The following is a 20,161-nucleotide window of genomic DNA, read 5'->3' on the forward strand; positions in this document are numbered from 1 at the left end:
CAGATCCCCTGAGAAAGCAGGTGATTGGTTCAGATGAGCAGAGGGACCATTAAGAAGGTAGCAGGACCGCTGGTAATTGCCAAAGGTATGCGAGATGCGAATATGTATGACGTGGTTCGTGTAAGCAGCCAGCGTCTGATCGGTGAGATTATTGAGATGCATGAAGATGAGGCTTCCATACAGGTATATGAGGAGACTTCAGGACTTCGCCCGGGAGAACCGGTAGAGTCTATGGAAGTTCCCCTTTCCGTGGAACTGGGACCTGGCCTTATCACAAGTATTTACGATGGAATCCAGCGTCCGCTGGATGACATTATGAAAGTAGCAGGCAGCAACAACCTGAAACGAGGTGTTGAGGTACCTGCACTGAAGCGGGACAAAAAATGGAATTTCGTCCCGGTTGCGAAAGTGGGAGATGAGCTGGAAGGCGGCGATGTTCTCGGAACTGTTCAGGAGACCATCGTTGTTACACAGAAGATCATGGTACCACCCAATATGAAAGGTACTCTGAAAGAGATCAGATCCGGTGAGTTTACCGTAGATGAGACCGTTGCAGTTCTTTCCACGGCAGACGGAGATAAAGAACTGACACTGATGCAGCACTGGCCGGTACGACGTGGCCGTCCATACAAGAAAAAACTTCCGCCGGCAAAACCTCTGGTAACAGGCCAGCGTGTTATTGATACCATGTTCCCAATCGCCAAGGGTGGTGTGGCAGCAGTTCCTGGCCCGTTCGGAAGCGGCAAGACCGTTATCCAGCATCAGCTTGCAAAATGGGCAGAGGCAGATATCGTAGTTTATATCGGCTGCGGTGAGCGTGGAAACGAGATGACAGACGTTCTGAACGAGTTTCCGGAATTGAAAGACCCGAAAACCGGACAGTCTCTGATGGAGAGAACTGTTCTGATCGCAAACACCTCAGATATGCCGGTTGCGGCACGTGAGGCTTCTATTTACACAGGTATCACCATTGCGGAGTATTTCCGTGATATGGGTTACTCTGTAGCACTGATGGCAGATTCCACTTCCAGATGGGCCGAGGCTCTCCGTGAGATGTCCGGACGACTGGAGGAGATGCCAGGTGAGGAAGGTTACCCGGCGTATCTGGGTTCCCGTCTTGCACAGTTCTACGAGCGTGCCGGACACGTGATCTGTAATGGAAAAGACGGAAGAGAAGGTGCCCTGACAGCTATCGGTGCGGTATCTCCTCCAGGTGGTGATATTTCCGAGCCTGTTTCCCAGGCAACACTTCGAATCGTGAAGGTATTCTGGGGACTGGATGCAAACCTTGCATACAAACGTCACTTCCCGGCAATCAACTGGCTGACCAGTTATTCCCTGTATCTGGACAGTGTAGGTGGATGGTTTGATGAAAATGTGGCGCCGGACTGGATGGAGCTCCGTCAGAGAATGATGACCCTTCTCCAGGAAGAGGCAGAGTTGGAAGAGATCGTAAAGATGGTAGGTATGGATGCACTTTCTCCGGGCGACCGCCTGAAAATGGAAGCAGCCCGTTCCATCCGCGAGGACTTCCTTCATCAGAACTCTTTCCATGAGATCGATACCTATACATCTCTGGAAAAACAGCACAACATGATGCGCCTGGTACTTGCATTCTATGATGCAGGCCTGGATGCGCTGAAACAGGGTGCAGATATCAATGATATCGTAAAACTGCCGGTACGTGAGCAGATCGGCCGTTACAAATATACAAAAGAAGATCAGCTGGCAGCGGAATATGAGAAGGTAACCCACCAGCTTGCAGCAGAGACTGCGGAACTTCTGGGAAAGGAGGGCCTGTAAAATGCCAAAAGAATATAGGACCATACAGGAAGTTGCCGGCCCTTTGATGCTGGTACGAGGCGTTGAAGATGTGGCATTTGACGAGCTGGGTGAGATTGAGCTTGCCGATGGCGAAACAAGAAGATGCCGTGTTCTGGAGATTGACGGAAGCAATGCGCTGGTACAGTTGTTTGAGAGTTCCACAGGTATCAACCTTTCCAACAGTAAAGTACGTTTTCTGGGACGAAGCATGGAGCTTGGTGTATCCGGCGATATGCTGGGCCGTGTCTTTGACGGACTGGGCCGTCCCATTGATGACGGTCCGGAGATCCTTCCGGAAGAGAGAAGAGATATCAATGGCCTGCCGATGAATCCGGCAGCCAGAAGTTATCCGGAGGAGTTTATCCAGACCGGTGTATCCGCTATTGACGGACTGAACACCCTGGTACGTGGGCAGAAACTTCCGATCTTCTCCGCATCCGGTCTTCCTCATGCACAGCTTGCGGCACAGATCGCGAGACAGGCGAAGGTTCGCGGAAAAGACGAGCAGTTCGCCGTTGTATTTGCTGCCATGGGTATCACTTTTGAGGAGTCAAACTTCTTCGTAGAGAGCTTTAAGGAAACTGGGGCTATAGACCGTACTGTTCTTTTTGTAAACCTGGCAAATGACCCGGCTGTTGAGCGTATCGCTACTCCGCGAATGGCACTGACAGCAGCAGAGTATCTTGCCTTCGAAAAAGACATGCACGTTCTTGTAATCCTTACAGATATCACAAACTATGCGGATGCTCTCCGTGAGGTTTCTGCAGCACGTAAAGAGGTTCCGGGCCGTCGTGGATATCCCGGATACATGTATACAGACCTTGCTTCTCTCTACGAGCGTGCAGGCCGTCAGAAAGGAAAAGCAGGAAGTATCACCATGGTTCCGATCCTGACCATGCCTGAGGATGACAAGACCCATCCGATCCCTGACCTTACCGGTTACATCACAGAGGGACAGATCATTCTGAGCCGTGAGCTTTACCGTAAAGGAATCACACCGCCCATTGATGTTCTTCCGTCTCTGTCACGACTGAAAGATAAAGGTATCGGTGAGGGTAAGACAAGAGCAGACCATGCCAACACCATGAACCAGCTGTTTGCCGCATATGCCCGTGGTAAAGAGGCCAAAGAGCTGATGACCATTCTTGGTGAGGCTGCCCTCTCTGACATTGACCTGATCTATGCGAAATTTGCGGATGCTTTTGAGAAGGAATATGTTTCCCAGGGCTATCAGGCAAACCGTGATATCGAGGAAACCCTGGCCATCGGCTGGAAGCTGCTTTCCATTCTTCCGAGAAGCGAGCTGAAACGTATCGATGACAAATTCCTTGACCAGTATTACGGAAAAGTATAAAGGGGGGATGATTTGTGGCATCAACACAGGTGAATCCTACCCGTATGGAGCTTACGAAGCAGAAAAAGAAGCTGGTGACTGCAGTCCGTGGCCATAAGCTTCTGAAGGATAAGCGGGACGAGCTGATGCGACAGTTCCTGGATCTGGTGCGCGAGAACATGGAGCTGCGTAAAAAAGTAGAGGCTGGTATCCGAAGTGCCAACACCAATTTTGTCATTGCAAAAGCCGGAATGTCGGAGGAGACTCTGAACACTGCCCTGATGGCTCCCAAGCAGGAAGTCTATCTGGAAACCGGCAAAAAGAATGTCATGAGTGTGGATATTCCTGTTTTTGAATACAAAACAAGAACCCCGGATGCCAACGATATCTATTCCTATGGTTTTGCTTTTACCTCCAGTGATCTGGACGGAGCGGTAAAATCTCTGGCAGATATCCTGCCGGATATGCTCCGACTGGCAGAAGTGGAAAAAGCCTGTCAGCTGATGGCTTCTGAGATCGAAAAAACAAGGCGTCGTGTAAACGCCCTGGAGCATGTCATCATACCGGAAGCACAGGCAAACATCAAATACATCACCATGAAGCTGGACGAGAACGAGAGAAGTACCCAGATCCGGCTGATGAAGGTGAAAGATATGATGCTGGAGGAGGCACATCATTACAAGGAGCGGGAGGCAGAGCGCGGAGCGTAAAGCATAAAATACAAAGCGCAGGCATCCTGCAAAGAAAAAGAAAAGTTGATATAGAAAGTTTTGAGTAACGGGAAGGAGACGCCTCTGTGCTGTGCGATGGTTTGAACAGTGCAGGGGCGTTTTGTTTATAAAATATTTAGTTTTCGTTTTCAGAAAATCAAGAGATGTACGGTATAATGATCAACAGTAAAGAATGTGCGGCGGAAGACAAGCCCGGGTATTTTATCTACCTGTCGCAGCAGAAAGAGAAGGGAATACATATGAATACTTTTTTACAGTCAGTACAGAATCTGGACGGAGAAATCCTTCTCCAGATCCAGCAGCATTTAAGAACGGATATGCTGACACCATTTATGAAAATCGTTACATTTCTGGGAAACGGAGGATGGTTCTGGATCCTCTGTGCAGTTGTTCTTCTTGCTGTTCCAAAGACAAGAAAAACAGGCTATGCGGCAGTTTTGTCCCTGATTTTCGGAGTGATCGTTACGAATCTGCTTCTCAAAAACATAGTAGCAAGGCCAAGGCCTTTTGCGGAAATCGAAGCTCTGATCCCGCTGATCGCCAAACCAACGGATTTCTCCTTTCCGTCAGGCCACACAACAGCATCCTTTGCCGTTGCCCTGGTAATGCTTCGGATGCTCCCGAAGAAAATTGGAATCCCGGCAGTAGTCCTGGCAGCGCTGGTGGCATTTTCCAGATTGTATCTTGGTGTCCATTATCCAACAGATGTCCTGACCGGGTTCGTTGTTGCGCTGGTGGGAAGCTCGCTGGCTGTGTGGGGTGTGAGGACGAAGCTGGGAAATCAATAAGTTTGATAACAGATGTTGAGAAATAGAAGTATATAATGTGGGTTTAACCAAATAAAGGAAGTTCCCTGGGAATGTGTGTCACTTTCCCAGGGATTTTTTTATATACACTTTAATTTGATAAAGTATTGACACGCCAGACGGAAACGGGGTACAATTATAAACAAGATTGTCAGGAAACGGTGAAAATGATGATGTAGAAATTAAACCAGATCAGGGAAGAGCCCTGTGGGGTTGTGAAAAGCAATAAGCAATGGGTGGGGACTTGCTTGTATCAGGAGGAGCAAGCCTGCTCAGAATAAAAGGAGAGAACACGAAATGATATCAGAAAAAATGAAACCCTACGTAAAAAACAATTCTGCCATCCGTATGATGTTTGAGGAAGGAAACCGCCTCCGTGCAAAATACGGCGCAGATAAGGTTTTTGATTTCAGCCTTGGAAATCCAAGTGTACCGGCGCCGGACAGTGTTCGTGAAGCCATTATCGATCTTGTAAATAATACGGACCCGACCGTCCTTCACGGATATATGAGCAACGCAGGTTTTGAAGATGTACGCCAGACTATCGCAGAATCTTTAAACAGACGTTTTGATACAAAATTTTCTGCAAAGAACCTGATCATGACAGTAGGCGCTGCAAGCGGCCTGAACGTAATTCTGAAGACGATCCTGAACCCGGGAGAAGAGGTGATCGTTTTTGCACCATATTTTCTGGAATACGGTGCATATGTCCGCAATTATGACGGTGTCCTTGTGGAAATCTCTCCGGATACCACAACCTTCCAGCCAAATCTCGCTGAATTTGAGCAGAAGATCACACCGAAGACAAAAGCAGTTATCGTAAATACTCCGCACAATCCGACCGGAGTTGTATATTCAGAAGAAACAATCAGGAAACTTTCCGCAATTTTGGAAGCAAAACAAAAAGAGTTCGGAACCGTGATCTACCTGATCTCCGATGAGCCATACCGTGAACTGGCTTACGATGGCGTGGAAGTTCCGTACCTGACGAAATATTATGACAATACAGTTGTGGGATATTCTTACAGCAAATCTCTTTCCCTTCCGGGAGAGCGTATCGGATATCTGGTGATCCCGGATGAGGCGGACGGAAGTGAAGAACTGATCTCAGCTGCAACCATCGCAAACCGTACACTTGGCTGCGTAAATGCACCATCCCTGATCCAGAAAGTAGTTGCGAAATGTGTAGATGCAAAGACAGATCTTGCAGCTTACGATAAAAACCGTCAGGCACTTTACAATGGCCTGAAAGAATGCGGCTTTGAGTGCATCAAACCACAGGGTGCGTTCTATCTCTTCGTAAAATCTCCGGTAGCTGATGAAAAAGCCTTCTGCGAGGCCGGCAAGAAATATAACATCCTCATGGTACCGGGAAGCTCCTTCGCATGCCCTGGTTATGTGAGACTGGCATACTGTGTATCTTATGATACCATTGTAAATTCTCTTCCGGAGTTTAAGAAACTTGCAGCAGAGTATGGCTTGAAATAAATTAACGAGAATAAACGATAATTATAAAGCGATTATATAAGAGATCCCCGGTACAGCCTGTTCATACAGAACTGTATCGGGGATCTTTTGCAAGAGGGAAATAAGCAAAGGAAACGCAGCCGGGAGCGAATAAACTCCCGGCCGTGTTTCCCTTAGAAGGGTGTTCCACATTTATTTGGCTTTTTTCTCTTCTTTCTTTGGCATTTCTCCGTAGTATGCCTTCAGATAGATATCTTTCAGCTCGGATACAAGTGGATATCTCGGGTTAGCGCCGGTGCACTGGTCATTGAAGGCCTGCTCGGACATCTCATCCAGAGTCTCCAGGAAGTATTTCTCATCTACGCCGTAGTCACGGATTGTAGGCATGATCTCGATTGTTCTCATCAGGTCATCCAGTTTGGCGAGAAGTTTTTCGAATACTTCTGCATCGTTCTTGCCTGTAAGACCTACAGAACGGCCGATCTCAGCATAGCGGGCAAGTGTCTTTGGATACTGGTACTGTGGGAAGGTACCCATCTTGGTCGGAACCTCAGCACTGTTGTAACGCATAACATCCAGAAGAACAACTGCGTTTGCGATACCGTGTGGCAGGTGATGGAAAGCACCAAGTTTGTGAGCGAGAGAGTGGTTAACACCGAGGAATGCATTGGCGAATGCAAGACCTGCCATGCAGGAAGCGTTAGCCATATGGTCTCTTGCCTCTACATCGTTGCCGTCTTTATATGCACGTGGCAGATACTCAAATACCAGTTTGATCGCTTTCAGTGCAAGACCGTCTGTGTAATCGGAAGCCATCATGGAAACATAAGCCTCGATTGCATGTGTCATAACGTCGATACCGGAAGCACGGGTCAGTCCCTTCGGTGCGCTCATCATGTTGTTGGTATCTACGATCGCCATATCCGGAAGAAGCTCATAGTCAGCCAGCGGCCATTTAACGCCGGTATCCTGATCTGTGATGATGGCGAAAGGTGTAACCTCGGAACCTGTACCGGAAGATGTCGGGATTGCTACGAAGTAAGCTTTTTTACCCATCTTCGGGAAGGTGTAAACTCTCTTACGGATATCCAGGAAGTCCATGGACATATCGGAGAAGTCAGCGTCCGGATTCTCATAAAGCATCCACATAACCTTGCCGGCATCCATTGCGGAACCACCACCAAGAGCGATGATGCAGTCAGGCTCAAATGCTGTCATAGCCTTGGCTCCGGCTTTTGCGGAAGCGAGAGATGGATCTGGTGCTACATCAGAGAAGCATGTATGAACGATGCCCATCTGATCCAGTTTATCTTCGATCGGTTTGGTGTAACCGTTCTTGTAGAGGAAGGAGTCTGTTACGATGAAGCAGCGTTTCTTGCCCATAACAGTACCGAGCTCGTCAAGAGCAACCGGCATACAGCCTTTCTTAAAGTAAACCTTTTCCGGTGTTCTCATCCAGAGCATATTCTCTCTCCTTTCAGCAACGGTCTTGATATTCAGAAGGTGCTTGACACCAACGTTCTCGGATACGGAGTTACCGCCCCAGGAACCGCAGCCAAGAGTGAGGGATGGAGCAAGTTTGAAGTTGTAAAGGTCACCGATACCACCCTGAGAAGAAGGCGTATTGATAAGGATACGGCAGGTCTTCATAGCTGCCTCGAATTTATCCATCTTCTCTGTCTCATTCACGTTGATGTAGAGGGAAGATGTATGGCCGTAGCCGCCGTCAGCAACAAGACGCTCAGCTTTTGCGATAGCATCGTCAAAATTCTTAGCCTTGTACATGGCAAGTACAGGGGAAAGTTTCTCGTGTGCGAATTCCTCGCTGATATCAACGGACTCAACCTCACCGATAAGGATCTTGGTCTCAGCCGGTACGGTAACGCCTGCCATCTCGGCGATGGTAGCTGCCTTCTGGCCTACGATCTTGGCATTCAGAGCGCCGTTGATGAGGATTGTCTTTCTGACTTTCTCGATCTCGTCTTTTTTAAGGAAGTAGCATCCTCTGTAAAGGAACTCTTCTTTTACTTCTTTATAAATGCTCTCCAGAACAGTTACGGACTGTTCGGAAGCACAGATCATACCATTGTCAAATGTCTTGGAGTGGATAATGGAGTTAACTGCAAGACGGATATCTGCACTGTCATCAATGATGGCAGGTGTATTTCCAGGTCCAACACCAACAGCAGGTTTACCGGAGGAGTAAGCTGCCTTAACCATTCCAGGACCACCGGTTGCAAGGATGATATCGGCGTTCTGCATAACCATGTTGGTCAGCTCAAGGCTCGGGATATCGATCCATCCGATGATTCCTTCCGGTGCACCAGCGGCAACAGCTGCATCCAGAACAACTTTCGCTGCTTCAATGGTAGACTTCTTGGCACGCGGATGCGGGCTGATGATGATTGCGTTACGTGTTTTCAGAGAAATAAGAGATTTAAAGATTGCTGTGGAAGTCGGGTTGGTAGTCGGGATAACTGCGGCAACCAGTCCTACAGGCTCCAGGATCTTCTTGATTCCGTATGCCTTGTCTTCTTCTACAACACCACATGTCTGTGTGTTCTTGTATGCATTATAAACATACTCTGCTGCGTAATGGTTCTTGATAACCTTATCTTCCATGATACCCATGCCTGTTTCTTCAACGGTCATTTTGGCAAGTGGGATACGCATTTTGTCGGCGGCAGTAGCAGCTGCCTTAAAGATCTTGTCAACCTGCTCCTGTGTGTAGGTAGCGAAGATCTTCTGTGCTTCTTTCATTGCAGCCATTTTCGCGGTCAGGGCTTCTGGAGTGTCGATGATGGTAGGGATAGTTTCTTTCTTTGCCATGTGGAATCCTCCTGTTTTCATATGATAATGATCTGTGGTTCTGCGGGCCTGTTTTTTATGCCGGCAGATGCTGCAGAGTTTTTGTAAGTCCCCGCGCTGCGTTGCTTGGTTGATTCAATCTGATTGAATTTTCTGTTTCGATGATTATATAGTATCAAAATTCAGAAAAAAACGCAAATTCTGAATTTTGCAGCTATGTGCAAAATGACGAACAGAAAATCAGGGGAAAATACTGTAAATTTCACTCCGCAGAACGCTGAATTATTGAAAAATCCTTTAAAAAAAATCTTTAAATTCAGCACTGTGCACAAAAAACATGTTAAATATTTGTCAGCACTGACAAAAAACATGCACACATATGAGGGGCTGGCAAAAGACAAAACGTATCATGCAGTTAAAACATTAACGTTAAACTTTTGTCAATCAATCATGAACACATTATAATTTAACAGATTCCAGACGTCAATAGCGAATGTGATAAATAATTAACGAAAATAACGAAGAATTTTGATAAATAATTCACAAAAATATCATGTCACGGTAAAGCGTCAAACCATAATTGACAAAAAAACTTGAAATTATTTGAGTTTTCAGAACAATTAAGCAAAATATATGGAGAATTTTTTCAGGAATGCAGAAAGAAATGGATAGATTTGTCTGAAAATGAAAAACAGGGCAGGAGATAACTGCCAGAATCCTGCGAGCAGGAAAGCCCGATGTTGTTCAGGGAAATTCGCCACAGGCAGAGAATCCTGCAGCCTGGATTCTTCCTGCAGAAAGAAACGGTCATGCAGGAAATGATTCCAGAAAAAAACTGCCATACAGGAAATGATTCCCGTATGACAGTTGTGTAAATCGTGTTAAAGATATATCCGAATCCTTTATAACTGCAAAACACTGCCAGAATCCAGTAAACAATAAATAATCGTCAAAATTCTATCAGCTCTTGCGGAATGCAGCACGTTTTCGATCTCTGGAATCCAGGATACGTTTACGGATACGAAGGCTCTTAGGAGTTACCTCAAGAAGCTCATCCTGGTCGATGAACTCGATTGCCTGCTCAAGGCTTAATACCTTAGGCGGAACAAGCTTCAGCGCATCGTCTGCCGAAGAAGAACGGGTGTTGGTGAGGTGCTTGGTCTTGCAGACATTCAGCTCGATATCCTCAGCCTTACCATTCTGTCCGATAACCATACCGCTGTAAACCTTCTCGCCAGGTCCGACGAAGAGAGTACCACGCTCCTGAGCGGAGAAAAGACCGTAAGTTACAGTCTCGCCTGCCTCGAAAGCGATGAGGGAACCCTGTTTACGATACGGGAAGTCTCCCTTGTATGGTGCATATCCGTCAAACATGGTGTTCAGGATACCGGTACCCTTGGTGGAGGTAAGGAATTCGTTACGGAATCCGATCAGTCCACGGGAAGGGATGGAGAACTCAAGACGTACAGTTCCGTCGCTTGCTGTGCTCATACCCTGAAGTTCACCTTTACGCTCGCTGAGTTTCTGGATGATGGTACCGGAAAATTCCTCCGGAACATCAACATATGCGATCTCGATCGGCTCCAGTTTGCGTCCGCGCTCGTCTGTATGATAGAGAACCTCCGGTTTGCTGACTGCAAATTCATATCCTTCACGGCGCATGTTCTCAATAAGAACGGAAAGGTGAAGCTCACCACGGCCGGAAACCTTGAAGCACTCAGTTGTATCTGTGTCTTCCACACGAAGGCTGACGTCTGTATTCAGCTCACGGTAGAGGCGGTCACGAAGGTGACGGGAAGTGATAAATTTACCTTCCTGTCCTGCAAGCGGGCTGTCGTTTACAAGGAAGTTCATGGAGATGGTAGGCTCGGAAATCTTCTGGAACGGAATGGACTCCGGGTTATCTCCTGCACAGAGTGTATCTCCAATGTGGATATCTGCAATACCGGAGATCGCAACGATGGCTCCGATGGTAGCACTCTTGACTTCAACCTTGTTCAGGCCGTCAAATTCGTAGAGCTTGCTGATCTTTACGCGCTCGTGTTTGTCCGGGTCATGATGGTTCAGAAGCATCAGCTCCTGGTTCACGGAAATGGTTCCGCGCTCAACTTTACCGACACCGATACGGCCTACATATTCATTGTAGTCGATGGTGCTGATAAGAACCTGTGTATCTCCGTCCGGATCTCCCTCCGGAGCAGGAATTGCATCAAGGATGGTCTCAAAAAGCGGAGCCATATTCTCAGGCTTGTCCTCAAGGTTACGAACTGCATAGCCGGCTTTTGCGGAGGCATACAGGAACGGGCAGTCCAGCTGTTCGTCAGATGCGTCCAGATCCATGAGAAGCTCCAGAACCTCGTCGACAACCTCCTCCGGACGTGCTTCCGGACGGTCGATCTTATTGATGCAGACAATAACATGCAGGTTCAGTTCGAGAGCTTTACGAAGTACAAATTTAGTCTGAGGCATGGCACCCTCGAAGGCGTCCACAAGAAGAATAACGCCGTCTACCATCTTCAGCACACGCTCTACCTCGCCGCCGAAGTCCGCATGACCTGGAGTATCGATGATATTGATTTTTACATCCTTATAATGAACTGCGGTGTTTTTGGAGAGAATCGTAATGCCACGCTCACGCTCAATATCGTTGGAGTCCATGACACGTTCCTGGACTTCCTGGTTCTCACGGAAAACACCGCTCTGTTTCAAAAGCTCGTCAACAAGTGTTGTTTTACCGTGATCGACATGGGCGATAATGGCCACGTTACGAACATCTTCACGCTTGGTCTTCATATAATCCAAATCCTTTCTTTCCATATATAAGTAATCTTTTTTGTTAAAAATGATGTCCAAATTTATAGTCTATCACATTTTTGTGAGATTACAAGACATAAAAAAATATTTTTGGTTTTTCATTTTTCAGGCATATTATACCGTAAATACACATAGATTGATATAGACGAAATACACGAAGAGGAAGGAGAGCTACTTATTATGGCAGATAAAATTATTGAAAACAATCAGGTATCCGTTATGGGACGGATCGCTACGGGGTTTACTTTCAGCCATCAGGTCTTTGGAGAAGGATTTTACATGATGGATATCCTGGTAAAACGTCTCAGCGATTCGGAGGACAGGATCCCGGTGATGGTGTCTGAGCGGCTGATCGATATCACACAGGATTATGTGGGAGAATATATCGAGATCCACGGACAGTTCCGATCCTATAACCGTCATGAAGAAAAGAGAAACCGGCTTGTGCTTTCAGTCTTTGCCCGGGAAGTGAAGTTTGTGGGGGAGGAAGAAGAAACTGTGCCGGTCAATCAGATCTTTCTGGACGGATATATCTGTAAACCGCCTGTATACAGAAAAACACCGTTGGGAAGAGAGATCGCAGATCTTCTGATGGCAGTCAATCGACCTTACGGAAAATCCGATTACATACCATGTATATGCTGGGGAAGAAATGCCAGATATGCTTCTGCTTTTGAAGTAGGCGGGCATGTACTGATCTGGGGCAGGATCCAGAGCAGGGAGTACATGAAACGGATTAGTGAAAACGAAACAGAAAAAAGGATTGCCTATGAAGTTTCGGTGAGTAAATTGGAATATGTTGAGTAACATTGGATATATTTTGGAATAGTGGTGAGAACATTAAGGTAACACTTGCATTTCCAGCCAATCTGCGGTAATATTAAAAAAATCAGAAAAATGGGGAATTACCGGTTTCACTAACAGTAAGAGGAAAAATCATGGAAAGAGAAATAACAGAGGTTTATTGCGGGAACGGGAAAGGAAAGACAACTCTGGCTGTAGGCCGGGGGCTGCGCTTTGCTACACAGGGAAAAAGTGTGATCATCATACAGTTCCTCAAGGGCAGGGAACGCAGAGAACTGGATTTCCTTGAGGAACTGGATAATTTTGATTTCAAGATTTTCCGTTTCGAAAAAATGGACACCTGCTATAATGACCTAAGTGAGCAGGAAAAGGCAGAAGAGAGAACCAATATTCTCAATGGCCTTAATTTCGCACGGAAGGTAATTGCTACCAGAGAGTGTGATTTTCTGCTACTGGATGAGATCCTCGGGCTTATGGATAAAGGAATCGCTCCAGTTGAGACGATCATCGATATGCTTAAGCAGAAGGATGAAAGTATGCATATAATTATGACCGGACGTTGGCTTCCGGATGCTTTGAAGCCCTATGTGGATAGTATTACCACGATAACAACAGAGCTGACTGACCAGGAACGGGAATAAGCAATATTTCACAGAAGAAAGAAGGAGGAAGACAAATGGCAATTTTTAAAGGAACAGGCGTTGCAATCGTAACACCTATGCATGAAGACGGTAAGGTGAATTTTGAGAAACTTGAGGAAATCCTTGAGGATCAGATCGCGAACAGCACAGACGCCATCGTTATCTGTGGAACAACAGGAGAATCTTCTACTCTGACACACGGAGAGCATCTTCAGACAATTAAGTTCACAATTGATAAAGTTAACAAACGTGTGCCTGTTATCGCAGGAACAGGTTCCAATTGTACAGAGACAGCGATCATGATGTCCAAGGAAGCAGCTTCCTATGGCGCAGACGCTCTTCTTATTGTAACACCTTACTATAACAAGGCTACACAGAAGGGTCTTATCGCTCACTACACAGCAATTGCCAATGCAGTTCCGGAAACTCCGCTCATCATGTACAACGTACCGAGCCGTACAGGCTGCAACATCCAGCCGGCTACAGCAGCTTACCTTGCAAAGAATGTAAAGAACATTGTCGGAATCAAGGAAGCAACAGGAGATCTTTCCCAGATCGCCAAGATGATGTCTCTGGCAGACGGACAGCTTGAGCTTTATTCCGGAAATGATGATCAGGTACTTCCGATTCTTTCTCTTGGCGGACTTGGAGTTATTTCCGTACTTTCCAACGTTGCACCGAAGTTTACACATGACATGGTCATGAAATATTTCGACGGCGACACCAAGGGAGCAACAGAGGATCAGCTGAAAGCTCTTCCGCTGATCAATGCGCTGTTCAGCGAAGTAAATCCGATTCCTGTTAAGACAGCTATGAATCTTATGGGAATGAACGTAGGGCCGCTTCGTATGCCGCTCTGCGAGATGGAAGAGGACACAAAGGCAGCTCTTGCAAAAGAGATCGAGAAATTCGGCCTTAAGCTTGCTAAGTGATCTGACTGTAAGCGAAAGGTAAAGGAGAATATACTATGGTAAAAATCATCATGCACGGCTGCAACGGACATATGGGCCAGGTCATCAGCGGCATTGTGGAGAAAGATCCGGATGCTGAGATCGTAGCAGGTATTGATATTGCAGATCAGGGAAAAAACAGCTATCCGGTATTTACCGATATTGACGCATGTCAGGTAGAGGCAGATGCGATCATTGATTTTTCTTCCGCAAAGGCAACAGACAAGCTTCTTGAGTACAGCGCGGCACGCCAGATCCCGGTTGTTCTGTGCAGTACCGGTTTAAGCCAGGAGCAGCTTGCAAAAGTGGAAGAAACATCCCGAAAGGTAGCAGTGCTGAAATCCGCAAACATGTCTCTTGGTATCAACACACTTCTGAAGCTGGTTCAGGACGCAGCCAGGGTTCTTGCGGCTGCAGGCTTTGATATGGAGATCGTAGAGAAGCATCACCGCCTGAAATTAGACGCACCAAGTGGTACTGCACTTGCGCTGGCAGACAGCATTAATGAAGCTATGGATAATCAGTATCATTATGTATATGACCGCAGCCAGAAACGTGAAAAACGCGATGATAAGGAGATCGGTATCTCCGCAGTTCGCGGCGGAACTATCGTAGGTGAGCATGAGATAATTTTTGCAGGTCAGGACGAAGTGATCGAGTTCAAGCATACTGCATATTCCAAGGCTATTTTTGGAAAAGGTGCTGTAGAAGCAGCCAAATTCCTTGCAGGCAAACCGGCAGGACGTTATGATATGAGTGACGTGATCGGCTGATCCTGACAGATTGAGCCGCAACAGAATAAAATTACAGGTAATACAGACGGGGTTCGTGTAAGATCGGACCCCGTCTTTTTTTGATGAAATTGCGGTTTTTGAAATTTTTCCCAGAATAGGATAGCGGAAAAAGTGCCATATTAGGAATACAGAATTTTTTAGAAAAAGGAGAAGATCATATGAAAAAATGGAAGGCGATTCTTTTTGGTACTTTGCTTACCCTGTCTCTGTGTACATTTACAGCCTGCGGCACAGAGGTAAACAATGCGGATGAAACAGTGGATGAAAAAGATAAAAACACGAAGGATAAGGAAAAAGATACAAACGAAAATACTGCCGCAGAAGATGAAACTATGGAAGAAAAAGCAGACAATGACGGTGTGAAGGACAATGGAGAGAGCATTAAGGATTCCGGCACGGATAACAATGAGATATCCGATGGAAATATTACCGTGACGCCTGCAGGAAATGGAAATAACGGGACAGCAGCACCCGGAGCTGCGGATGCTGACAGAAACGAAAATGACGGAACTGTATCCGGTGAGCTGGGTGACAGTGTAAAGGACCTTGGCGACGGCGTAGGTAATGCAGTGGATGATATCGGAAACGCAGTGGGAAATGCGGTAGAAGGAAGATAACAGATATTTTACCACAGCATTGCATAAAACTGTTTCAGATGCTATTATCAGTGCATGGAAAGAAAATGGAGGACAGGATTATGAAATTCAGACCATGCATTGATATACATAACGGAAAGGTAAAACAGATCGTAGGAGGAAGCCTGAAGGATCAGGGGGATCAGGCGGCAGAAAATTTTGTGTCAGAGCAGGATGCGGCATTCTATGCAGAGCTTTATAAGAAGGCAGGATTAAAGGGCGGTCATGTGATCCTTCTGAACGGAAAGGATTCCCCGAACTATGGAGCAACGAAAGCCCAGGCACTTCAGGCTCTGGGAAAATATCCCGGAGGGCTTCAGATCGGAGGCGGCATCTGCCCGGAGAATGCGGCAGAATATCTGGAGGCTGGCGCCAGCCACGTGATCGTAACCTCCTATGTGTTTAAAAACGGAGTGATCTCCTGGGAAAATCTGGAGAAGATCCGTGATGCTGCAGGGAAAGAACATCTTGTACTTGACCTGAGCTGCCGCAAAAAAGATGGCAAATATTATATTGTCACAGACCGATGGCAGAAATTTACAGAAGAGATCGTGACACCGGAGCTGATGGAAAGGCTTGGAAGCTTCTGCGACGAATTTCTGGTCCATGCAGTGGATGTGGAAGGAAAGGCCCGAGGTGTGGAAACAGAGCTTGCAAAGCTTCTGGGACAGTATACAGCTCATCCAGTGACCTATGCAGGCGGTGTGGGTTCTATGGCAGATATTGAAGAGCTTCGAAAAGCAGGTCAGGGCAGATTGGATGTGACTGTTGGCAGTGCTTTGGATATTTTTGGCGGAAGTATACCCTTTGAAGCTCTGGCTAAAATGAAATAGTATATACAAATAGTGAAGCAGATGCTTTTGTCCCATCAATCTTCTGGCACTGGTGTGCAGATATACATTTGTAATGAATTAATTAGATGAAATACTCTAATAGTTGCGCATTCACGACAAAAAAAACATTTTGAAGGAATATATCGAATAAATTTGGAAAAAATTTATGAAATTTTTGAAAAGTGATGTTAAAATTCAATTTAATATGTTATAATAGCAACATAAAACAGCAAAGGGGATGGAAGTCATGAAATTTATTATTAGTGGAAAGAATATAGCAGTAACCGAAGGACTTAAAACAGCTGTTGAGGACAAGCTTGGTAAACTTGAAAGGTATTTCACTCCTGAAACTGAGATTTCAGTAACCTTAAGCGTTGAGAAGGATCGCCAGAAGATCGAGGTAACGATCCCTGTGAAAGGTAACATTATCCGTTCCGAGCAGGTAAGCAATGATATGTATGTATCCATCGATCTAGTTGAAGAGGTAATTGAGCGTCAGCTTCGTAAATACAAGAACAAGATCGTTGACAAGCAGCAGGAATCCACAAACTTCCAGAAGGCATACCTTGATAAGGATTATGAAGAAGATGAGGAAGTTAAGATCATCCGTACCAAGAAATTCGGGATCAAACCAATGTATCCGGAAGATGCATGCGTACAGATGGAGCTTCTCGGACATAATTTCTTTGTATTCTTTAATGCTGAGACAGAGCAGGTTAACGTAGTTTATAAACGTAAAGGAAATACTTACGGACTGATCGAACCAGAGTTCTGATAGGGGATTTTATTATCACAACTGAATATTGAATGGAAGGCTCCGGGAATCTGTGTGAGAAATCGGCAGGTTTCCGGAGCCTTTTATGTCACAGCAAAATCAGGCTTCTTTTCTGTTGCAAGCAATAGGGGAGAATTATATAATGAAGACATATGCGAAAGGAGAAAGGAAAAATGAAAAAGAAGCTTCCTGTGGTGATCTTAAGTGTAGCTCTTGGTATGACCATGATACCGGCTACCTGTATGGCAGCGGAATTTAACAGTGGTGACACCATAAAAGAACAGACTGTGGAGGACCTGGAACTGAGTTCCGGAGAAAACAATACAAAGGATTCCCAAAAGTCAGAAATACAATGGACAGGATTTAAATGGGACAGCTATTCCCAGGCAGAGATAACGCTTACGTCAGCCGTTAACGGCGTTTGCTATTATAAATGGGCAGAGCGGGGGGAAGACGGAAATCCCCAGGTGCCTCAGATCGAGACCGGAAATACCGTGAATGATGAGGTTTTGATCAGTGAGGATGAAGAGTTCGGGATCACACTTGCAGACCTGGATACAGACCAGGCAGTTGATCTGTATATCCAGATTGAGGATGAGAATGGGAAATTAAGTGATCTGAAGCGGATGGAGCTGGATCAGGACAGCCGCCCGGCGAAAAAAACAGATTCTGCAAAAAAACATAAAGCATCCAAACCAAAGGCAGAGGACAGTACGGTAGAGGGGCTGGATTCTCCTCTGGAATTCTACCCGGATACATTTTATGATTTTAAGGTTATCGGTGCCGGTACCGATAATGAGGATCCGGAAAACGGAGACATTAAGTGGGTGCCTGTTTACTGGAGCACATCTGCGAATCCGAATTCCAACCGGATCCGAAGCACCTGGAAGATCGGTTCCAAGGAAGGAATCGACCAGGAGGGAACTTTTAATCTGTATGTTTTCTTCCGCAAATATACCTGCAAGGATTCCAAATGGCAGTCTACGGATAAGATACAGTCTGTACAGTACAAGTTTCAGTCAGCCCCACTTTCTGAAAAATAATACTGTGTGGAGTGCGAATATCTCCTTGACATAACAAATATGTAACTCACGGAGAAAAGGAGGAAGGTAAATGAAGAAAAAAGTTCTGGCACTTTTTTTAAGTGCTGCACTTTGTGTGACGGTGCTTCCGGCAACCGGTATGGCTGCAGAGTTTGGCAGCGGTGATGCAGAAATCACAGAAAATGCTGCGGACAGCCAGGAAGTGTTTTCCGCAGAGGAAACTACAGAGTCTATGGGAGAGACTGAGCAGCCTGCAGAAGACAGTGAGGATATTTCTGAGGAAATGGTGGATAACTCTTCCGATGCAACCATGGAAGATGTGGAAAACGCAGAAAATGCGGAGAACAGCGAGGATGCTTTCGGCGGAGCTGAGGAAGGAGTTTCAGAAGAGATCTCCAGTGAGGATGATCCGGAAGTATTATTGACAGAACTGATACCTGAAGAAGCAGGAGACAGTATGGAAGAAGAAAACGCAGAAGCTATGTCATCGTCAGATCCGGAGCTGACAGTGACACCGACAGCGGGTCCGGAACCGACAGTGACACCGATAACGGATCCGGAACCGACAGTGACACCGACAGCGGATCCTGAACTGACAGTGACACCAACACCGGTGCCAAAAATAAACGTAAAATGGACCGGAGAAAAATGGGTAAGCCGCAATTCTGTAAATGTGACACTTAAAGTTGATGCAAACGGAGCCTGCTACTACAAAGCTGTAGCGAGAAAAAAGGACGGAACATCTGATGTTCCGAGGGTCGATACGGGAAACTCTCGTGTGGCGGTTACTGCAAACAGAAGCTTTGTGATATATCTTAAGAATCTGGATACAGAGAAAGAATTTGATCTGTATCTTAAGGTATTGGGTTCAGACGGAAGAACCAGCAACCTGAAAAAATTAAAGTTGAATTACAGGGGAACCCGCCCGAAATATGATGTGACGCCGACACCGACCTATATACCTTCTATACCAGATGTCAAAGATAGTTTTGTAAGAGGGTTGGATTCTCCGCTGAAATTTACTCCGAATAAATATTATAATTTTACCGTGACCGGTGCGGGAACTACAAATTCAAATCCCGGGCCTGGAGATGTGAAGTGGGTGCCAGTTTACTGGAGTACTTCACCAAATCCAACCGATAACAGGAAGAATACTACATGGCGGATCGGATCTGCCAAAGGAATAAACAAAGCCGCAACTTATAACATGTATATCTTTTTCCAGAAGTATGTTTATCAGAAAGCTGAATGGAAAAAGACTGATGAAGTACAGTCAGCCGTATACCAGTTCCGTTCCGCGGCCCTTACAACGGTAAAGCTTACCACGCCCGGGTTATCCGGCACTTCCAACAGTCCTGCCGGCATCGTCTTCAAATGGAAAAGAGCTGCAAATGCTTCCGGCTACAAGATCTATCGAAGGACCGGAAACAGCAGCAAGTGGGTCAATATCGCTACCGTAAGCGGAAGCAATACGCTGGTCTATACAGACGGATCAGTAAAATCAGGAACCATGTATATCTATACAGTCCGCGCATACAAGGGCTCTGCTTTAAGTGCTTATAACAAAAACGGCAGCCGGATCGTCCGTCTGACAGCTCCGGTGCAGTACAAACCGTCCAGCAAGGCTTCCGGGAAGCTGACTGTCCGCTGGAAAAAAGCAGCTGGCGCTTCCGGCTATCAGATCCAGTATGCGGCCTCAAGGTCCATGAGAGGGGCCAGAACAGTGTCCACCAGTGCACTGACCCGAACACTTTCCGGTTTGAAAAAGGGAAGCACTTATTATGTTCGTATCCGTGCATACAAAAAAGTGAGCGGAAAGACATATTACGGTGCCTGGAGCAGTGTGAAAAATGTAAAAGTAAGAAAATAAGATCTGTAATATCCCGCGGGATCCTCGAAAACA

17 protein-coding genes are annotated in these 20,161 nt (G+C 46.2%); 15 read left to right on the forward strand and 2 right to left on the reverse strand.

The features are described from left to right. Window positions 1-33: 33 nt before the first annotated feature. The 5 genes from NCY57_RS11040 (at window position 34) to NCY57_RS11060 (ending at window position 6,182) form a co-directional block, all read left to right on the forward strand. Complete coding sequence (locus NCY57_RS11040; RefSeq protein ID WP_215707236.1) at window positions 34-1,803, forward strand: V-type ATP synthase subunit A; 1,770 nt, start codon at window positions 34-36, stop codon at window positions 1,801-1,803. Window position 1,804: 1 nt separating this feature from the next. Continuing rightward, the gene (locus NCY57_RS11045; RefSeq protein ID WP_118061791.1) at window positions 1,805-3,178 is read left to right on the forward strand and encodes a V-type ATP synthase subunit B; all 1,374 of its coding nucleotides are present in this window, start codon (window positions 1,805-1,807) and stop codon (window positions 3,176-3,178) included. A 14-nt stretch (window positions 3,179-3,192) separates the two neighbouring features. Continuing rightward, window positions 3,193-3,867, forward strand: coding sequence for a V-type ATP synthase subunit D (locus NCY57_RS11050; RefSeq protein WP_021975777.1), 675 nt, complete (start codon window positions 3,193-3,195; stop codon window positions 3,865-3,867). Window positions 3,868-4,127: 260 nt separating this feature from the next. After that, complete coding sequence (locus NCY57_RS11055) at window positions 4,128-4,676, forward strand: phosphatase PAP2 family protein (RefSeq protein WP_215707235.1); 549 nt, start codon at window positions 4,128-4,130, stop codon at window positions 4,674-4,676. Between the two features lie 315 nt (window positions 4,677-4,991). Then, window positions 4,992-6,182 (forward strand): pyridoxal phosphate-dependent aminotransferase, encoded by a 1,191-nt coding sequence (locus tag NCY57_RS11060; RefSeq protein WP_118070896.1) that lies wholly within the window; start codon window positions 4,992-4,994, stop codon window positions 6,180-6,182. A 171-nt stretch (window positions 6,183-6,353) separates the two neighbouring features. Here the strand turns inward: NCY57_RS11060 and adhE are convergent, their stop codons facing one another. After that, window positions 6,354-8,990 (reverse strand): bifunctional acetaldehyde-CoA/alcohol dehydrogenase, encoded by a 2,637-nt coding sequence (adhE, locus tag NCY57_RS11065; protein WP_250789673.1) that lies wholly within the window; start codon window positions 8,988-8,990, stop codon window positions 6,354-6,356. A gap of 716 nt (window positions 8,991-9,706) precedes the next feature. On the opposite strand from adhE, the gene NCY57_RS11070 reads away from it, so the two are divergent. Next, entirely contained in the window at window positions 9,707-9,844 is a 138-nt protein-coding gene (locus tag NCY57_RS11070) for a hypothetical protein (protein ID WP_244832667.1), read from the forward strand. A gap of 85 nt (window positions 9,845-9,929) precedes the next feature. Here the strand turns inward: NCY57_RS11070 and typA are convergent, their stop codons facing one another. Beyond that, the gene (gene typA / locus NCY57_RS11075; protein ID WP_195656613.1) at window positions 9,930-11,762 is read right to left on the reverse strand and encodes a translational GTPase TypA; all 1,833 of its coding nucleotides are present in this window, start codon (window positions 11,760-11,762) and stop codon (window positions 9,930-9,932) included. 201 nt (window positions 11,763-11,963) lie between these two features. On the opposite strand from typA, the gene NCY57_RS11080 reads away from it, so the two are divergent. The 9 genes from NCY57_RS11080 (at window position 11,964) to NCY57_RS11120 (ending at window position 20,128) form a co-directional block, all read left to right on the forward strand. Then, window positions 11,964-12,590, forward strand: a complete 627-nt coding sequence (locus NCY57_RS11080) for a single-stranded DNA-binding protein (RefSeq protein ID WP_015526248.1) — start codon at window positions 11,964-11,966, stop codon at window positions 12,588-12,590. Window positions 12,591-12,721: 131 nt separating this feature from the next. Beyond that, a complete protein-coding gene (locus NCY57_RS11085; RefSeq protein ID WP_015526247.1) occupies window positions 12,722-13,228 on the forward strand; it encodes a cob(I)yrinic acid a,c-diamide adenosyltransferase in 507 nt (168 codons plus the stop codon). Window positions 13,229-13,263: 35 nt separating this feature from the next. Then, window positions 13,264-14,160 carry a 4-hydroxy-tetrahydrodipicolinate synthase gene (gene dapA / locus NCY57_RS11090; RefSeq protein WP_015526246.1) on the forward strand — a complete coding sequence of 299 codons (897 nt, stop codon included), beginning with the start codon at window positions 13,264-13,266 and terminating at the stop codon, window positions 14,158-14,160. A 35-nt stretch (window positions 14,161-14,195) separates the two neighbouring features. Beyond that, complete coding sequence (dapB, locus tag NCY57_RS11095; protein ID WP_021652686.1) at window positions 14,196-14,951, forward strand: 4-hydroxy-tetrahydrodipicolinate reductase; 756 nt, start codon at window positions 14,196-14,198, stop codon at window positions 14,949-14,951. 179 nt (window positions 14,952-15,130) lie between these two features. Beyond that, the gene (locus NCY57_RS11100; RefSeq protein ID WP_250789674.1) at window positions 15,131-15,589 is read left to right on the forward strand and encodes a hypothetical protein; all 459 of its coding nucleotides are present in this window, start codon (window positions 15,131-15,133) and stop codon (window positions 15,587-15,589) included. 80 nt (window positions 15,590-15,669) lie between these two features. Further along, a complete protein-coding gene (gene hisA / locus NCY57_RS11105) occupies window positions 15,670-16,440 on the forward strand; it encodes a phosphoribosylformimino-5-aminoimidazole carboxamide ribotide isomerase (protein WP_250789675.1) in 771 nt (256 codons plus the stop codon). Between the two features lie 247 nt (window positions 16,441-16,687). Further along, complete coding sequence (hpf, locus tag NCY57_RS11110; RefSeq protein ID WP_015526242.1) at window positions 16,688-17,215, forward strand: ribosome hibernation-promoting factor, HPF/YfiA family; 528 nt, start codon at window positions 16,688-16,690, stop codon at window positions 17,213-17,215. A 173-nt stretch (window positions 17,216-17,388) separates the two neighbouring features. Beyond that, entirely contained in the window at window positions 17,389-18,258 is an 870-nt protein-coding gene (locus NCY57_RS11115) for a hypothetical protein (protein WP_250789676.1), read from the forward strand. Window positions 18,259-18,328: 70 nt separating this feature from the next. After that, window positions 18,329-20,128 carry a fibronectin type III domain-containing protein gene (locus NCY57_RS11120; RefSeq protein WP_173758939.1) on the forward strand — a complete coding sequence of 600 codons (1,800 nt, stop codon included), beginning with the start codon at window positions 18,329-18,331 and terminating at the stop codon, window positions 20,126-20,128. Window positions 20,129-20,161: the final 33 nt, after the last annotated feature.

The organism is Blautia sp. MB18-30, assembly GCF_023669475.1.
Taxonomy (GTDB): Bacteria; Bacillota; Clostridia; order Lachnospirales; family Lachnospiraceae; genus Blautia_A; species Blautia_A fusiformis.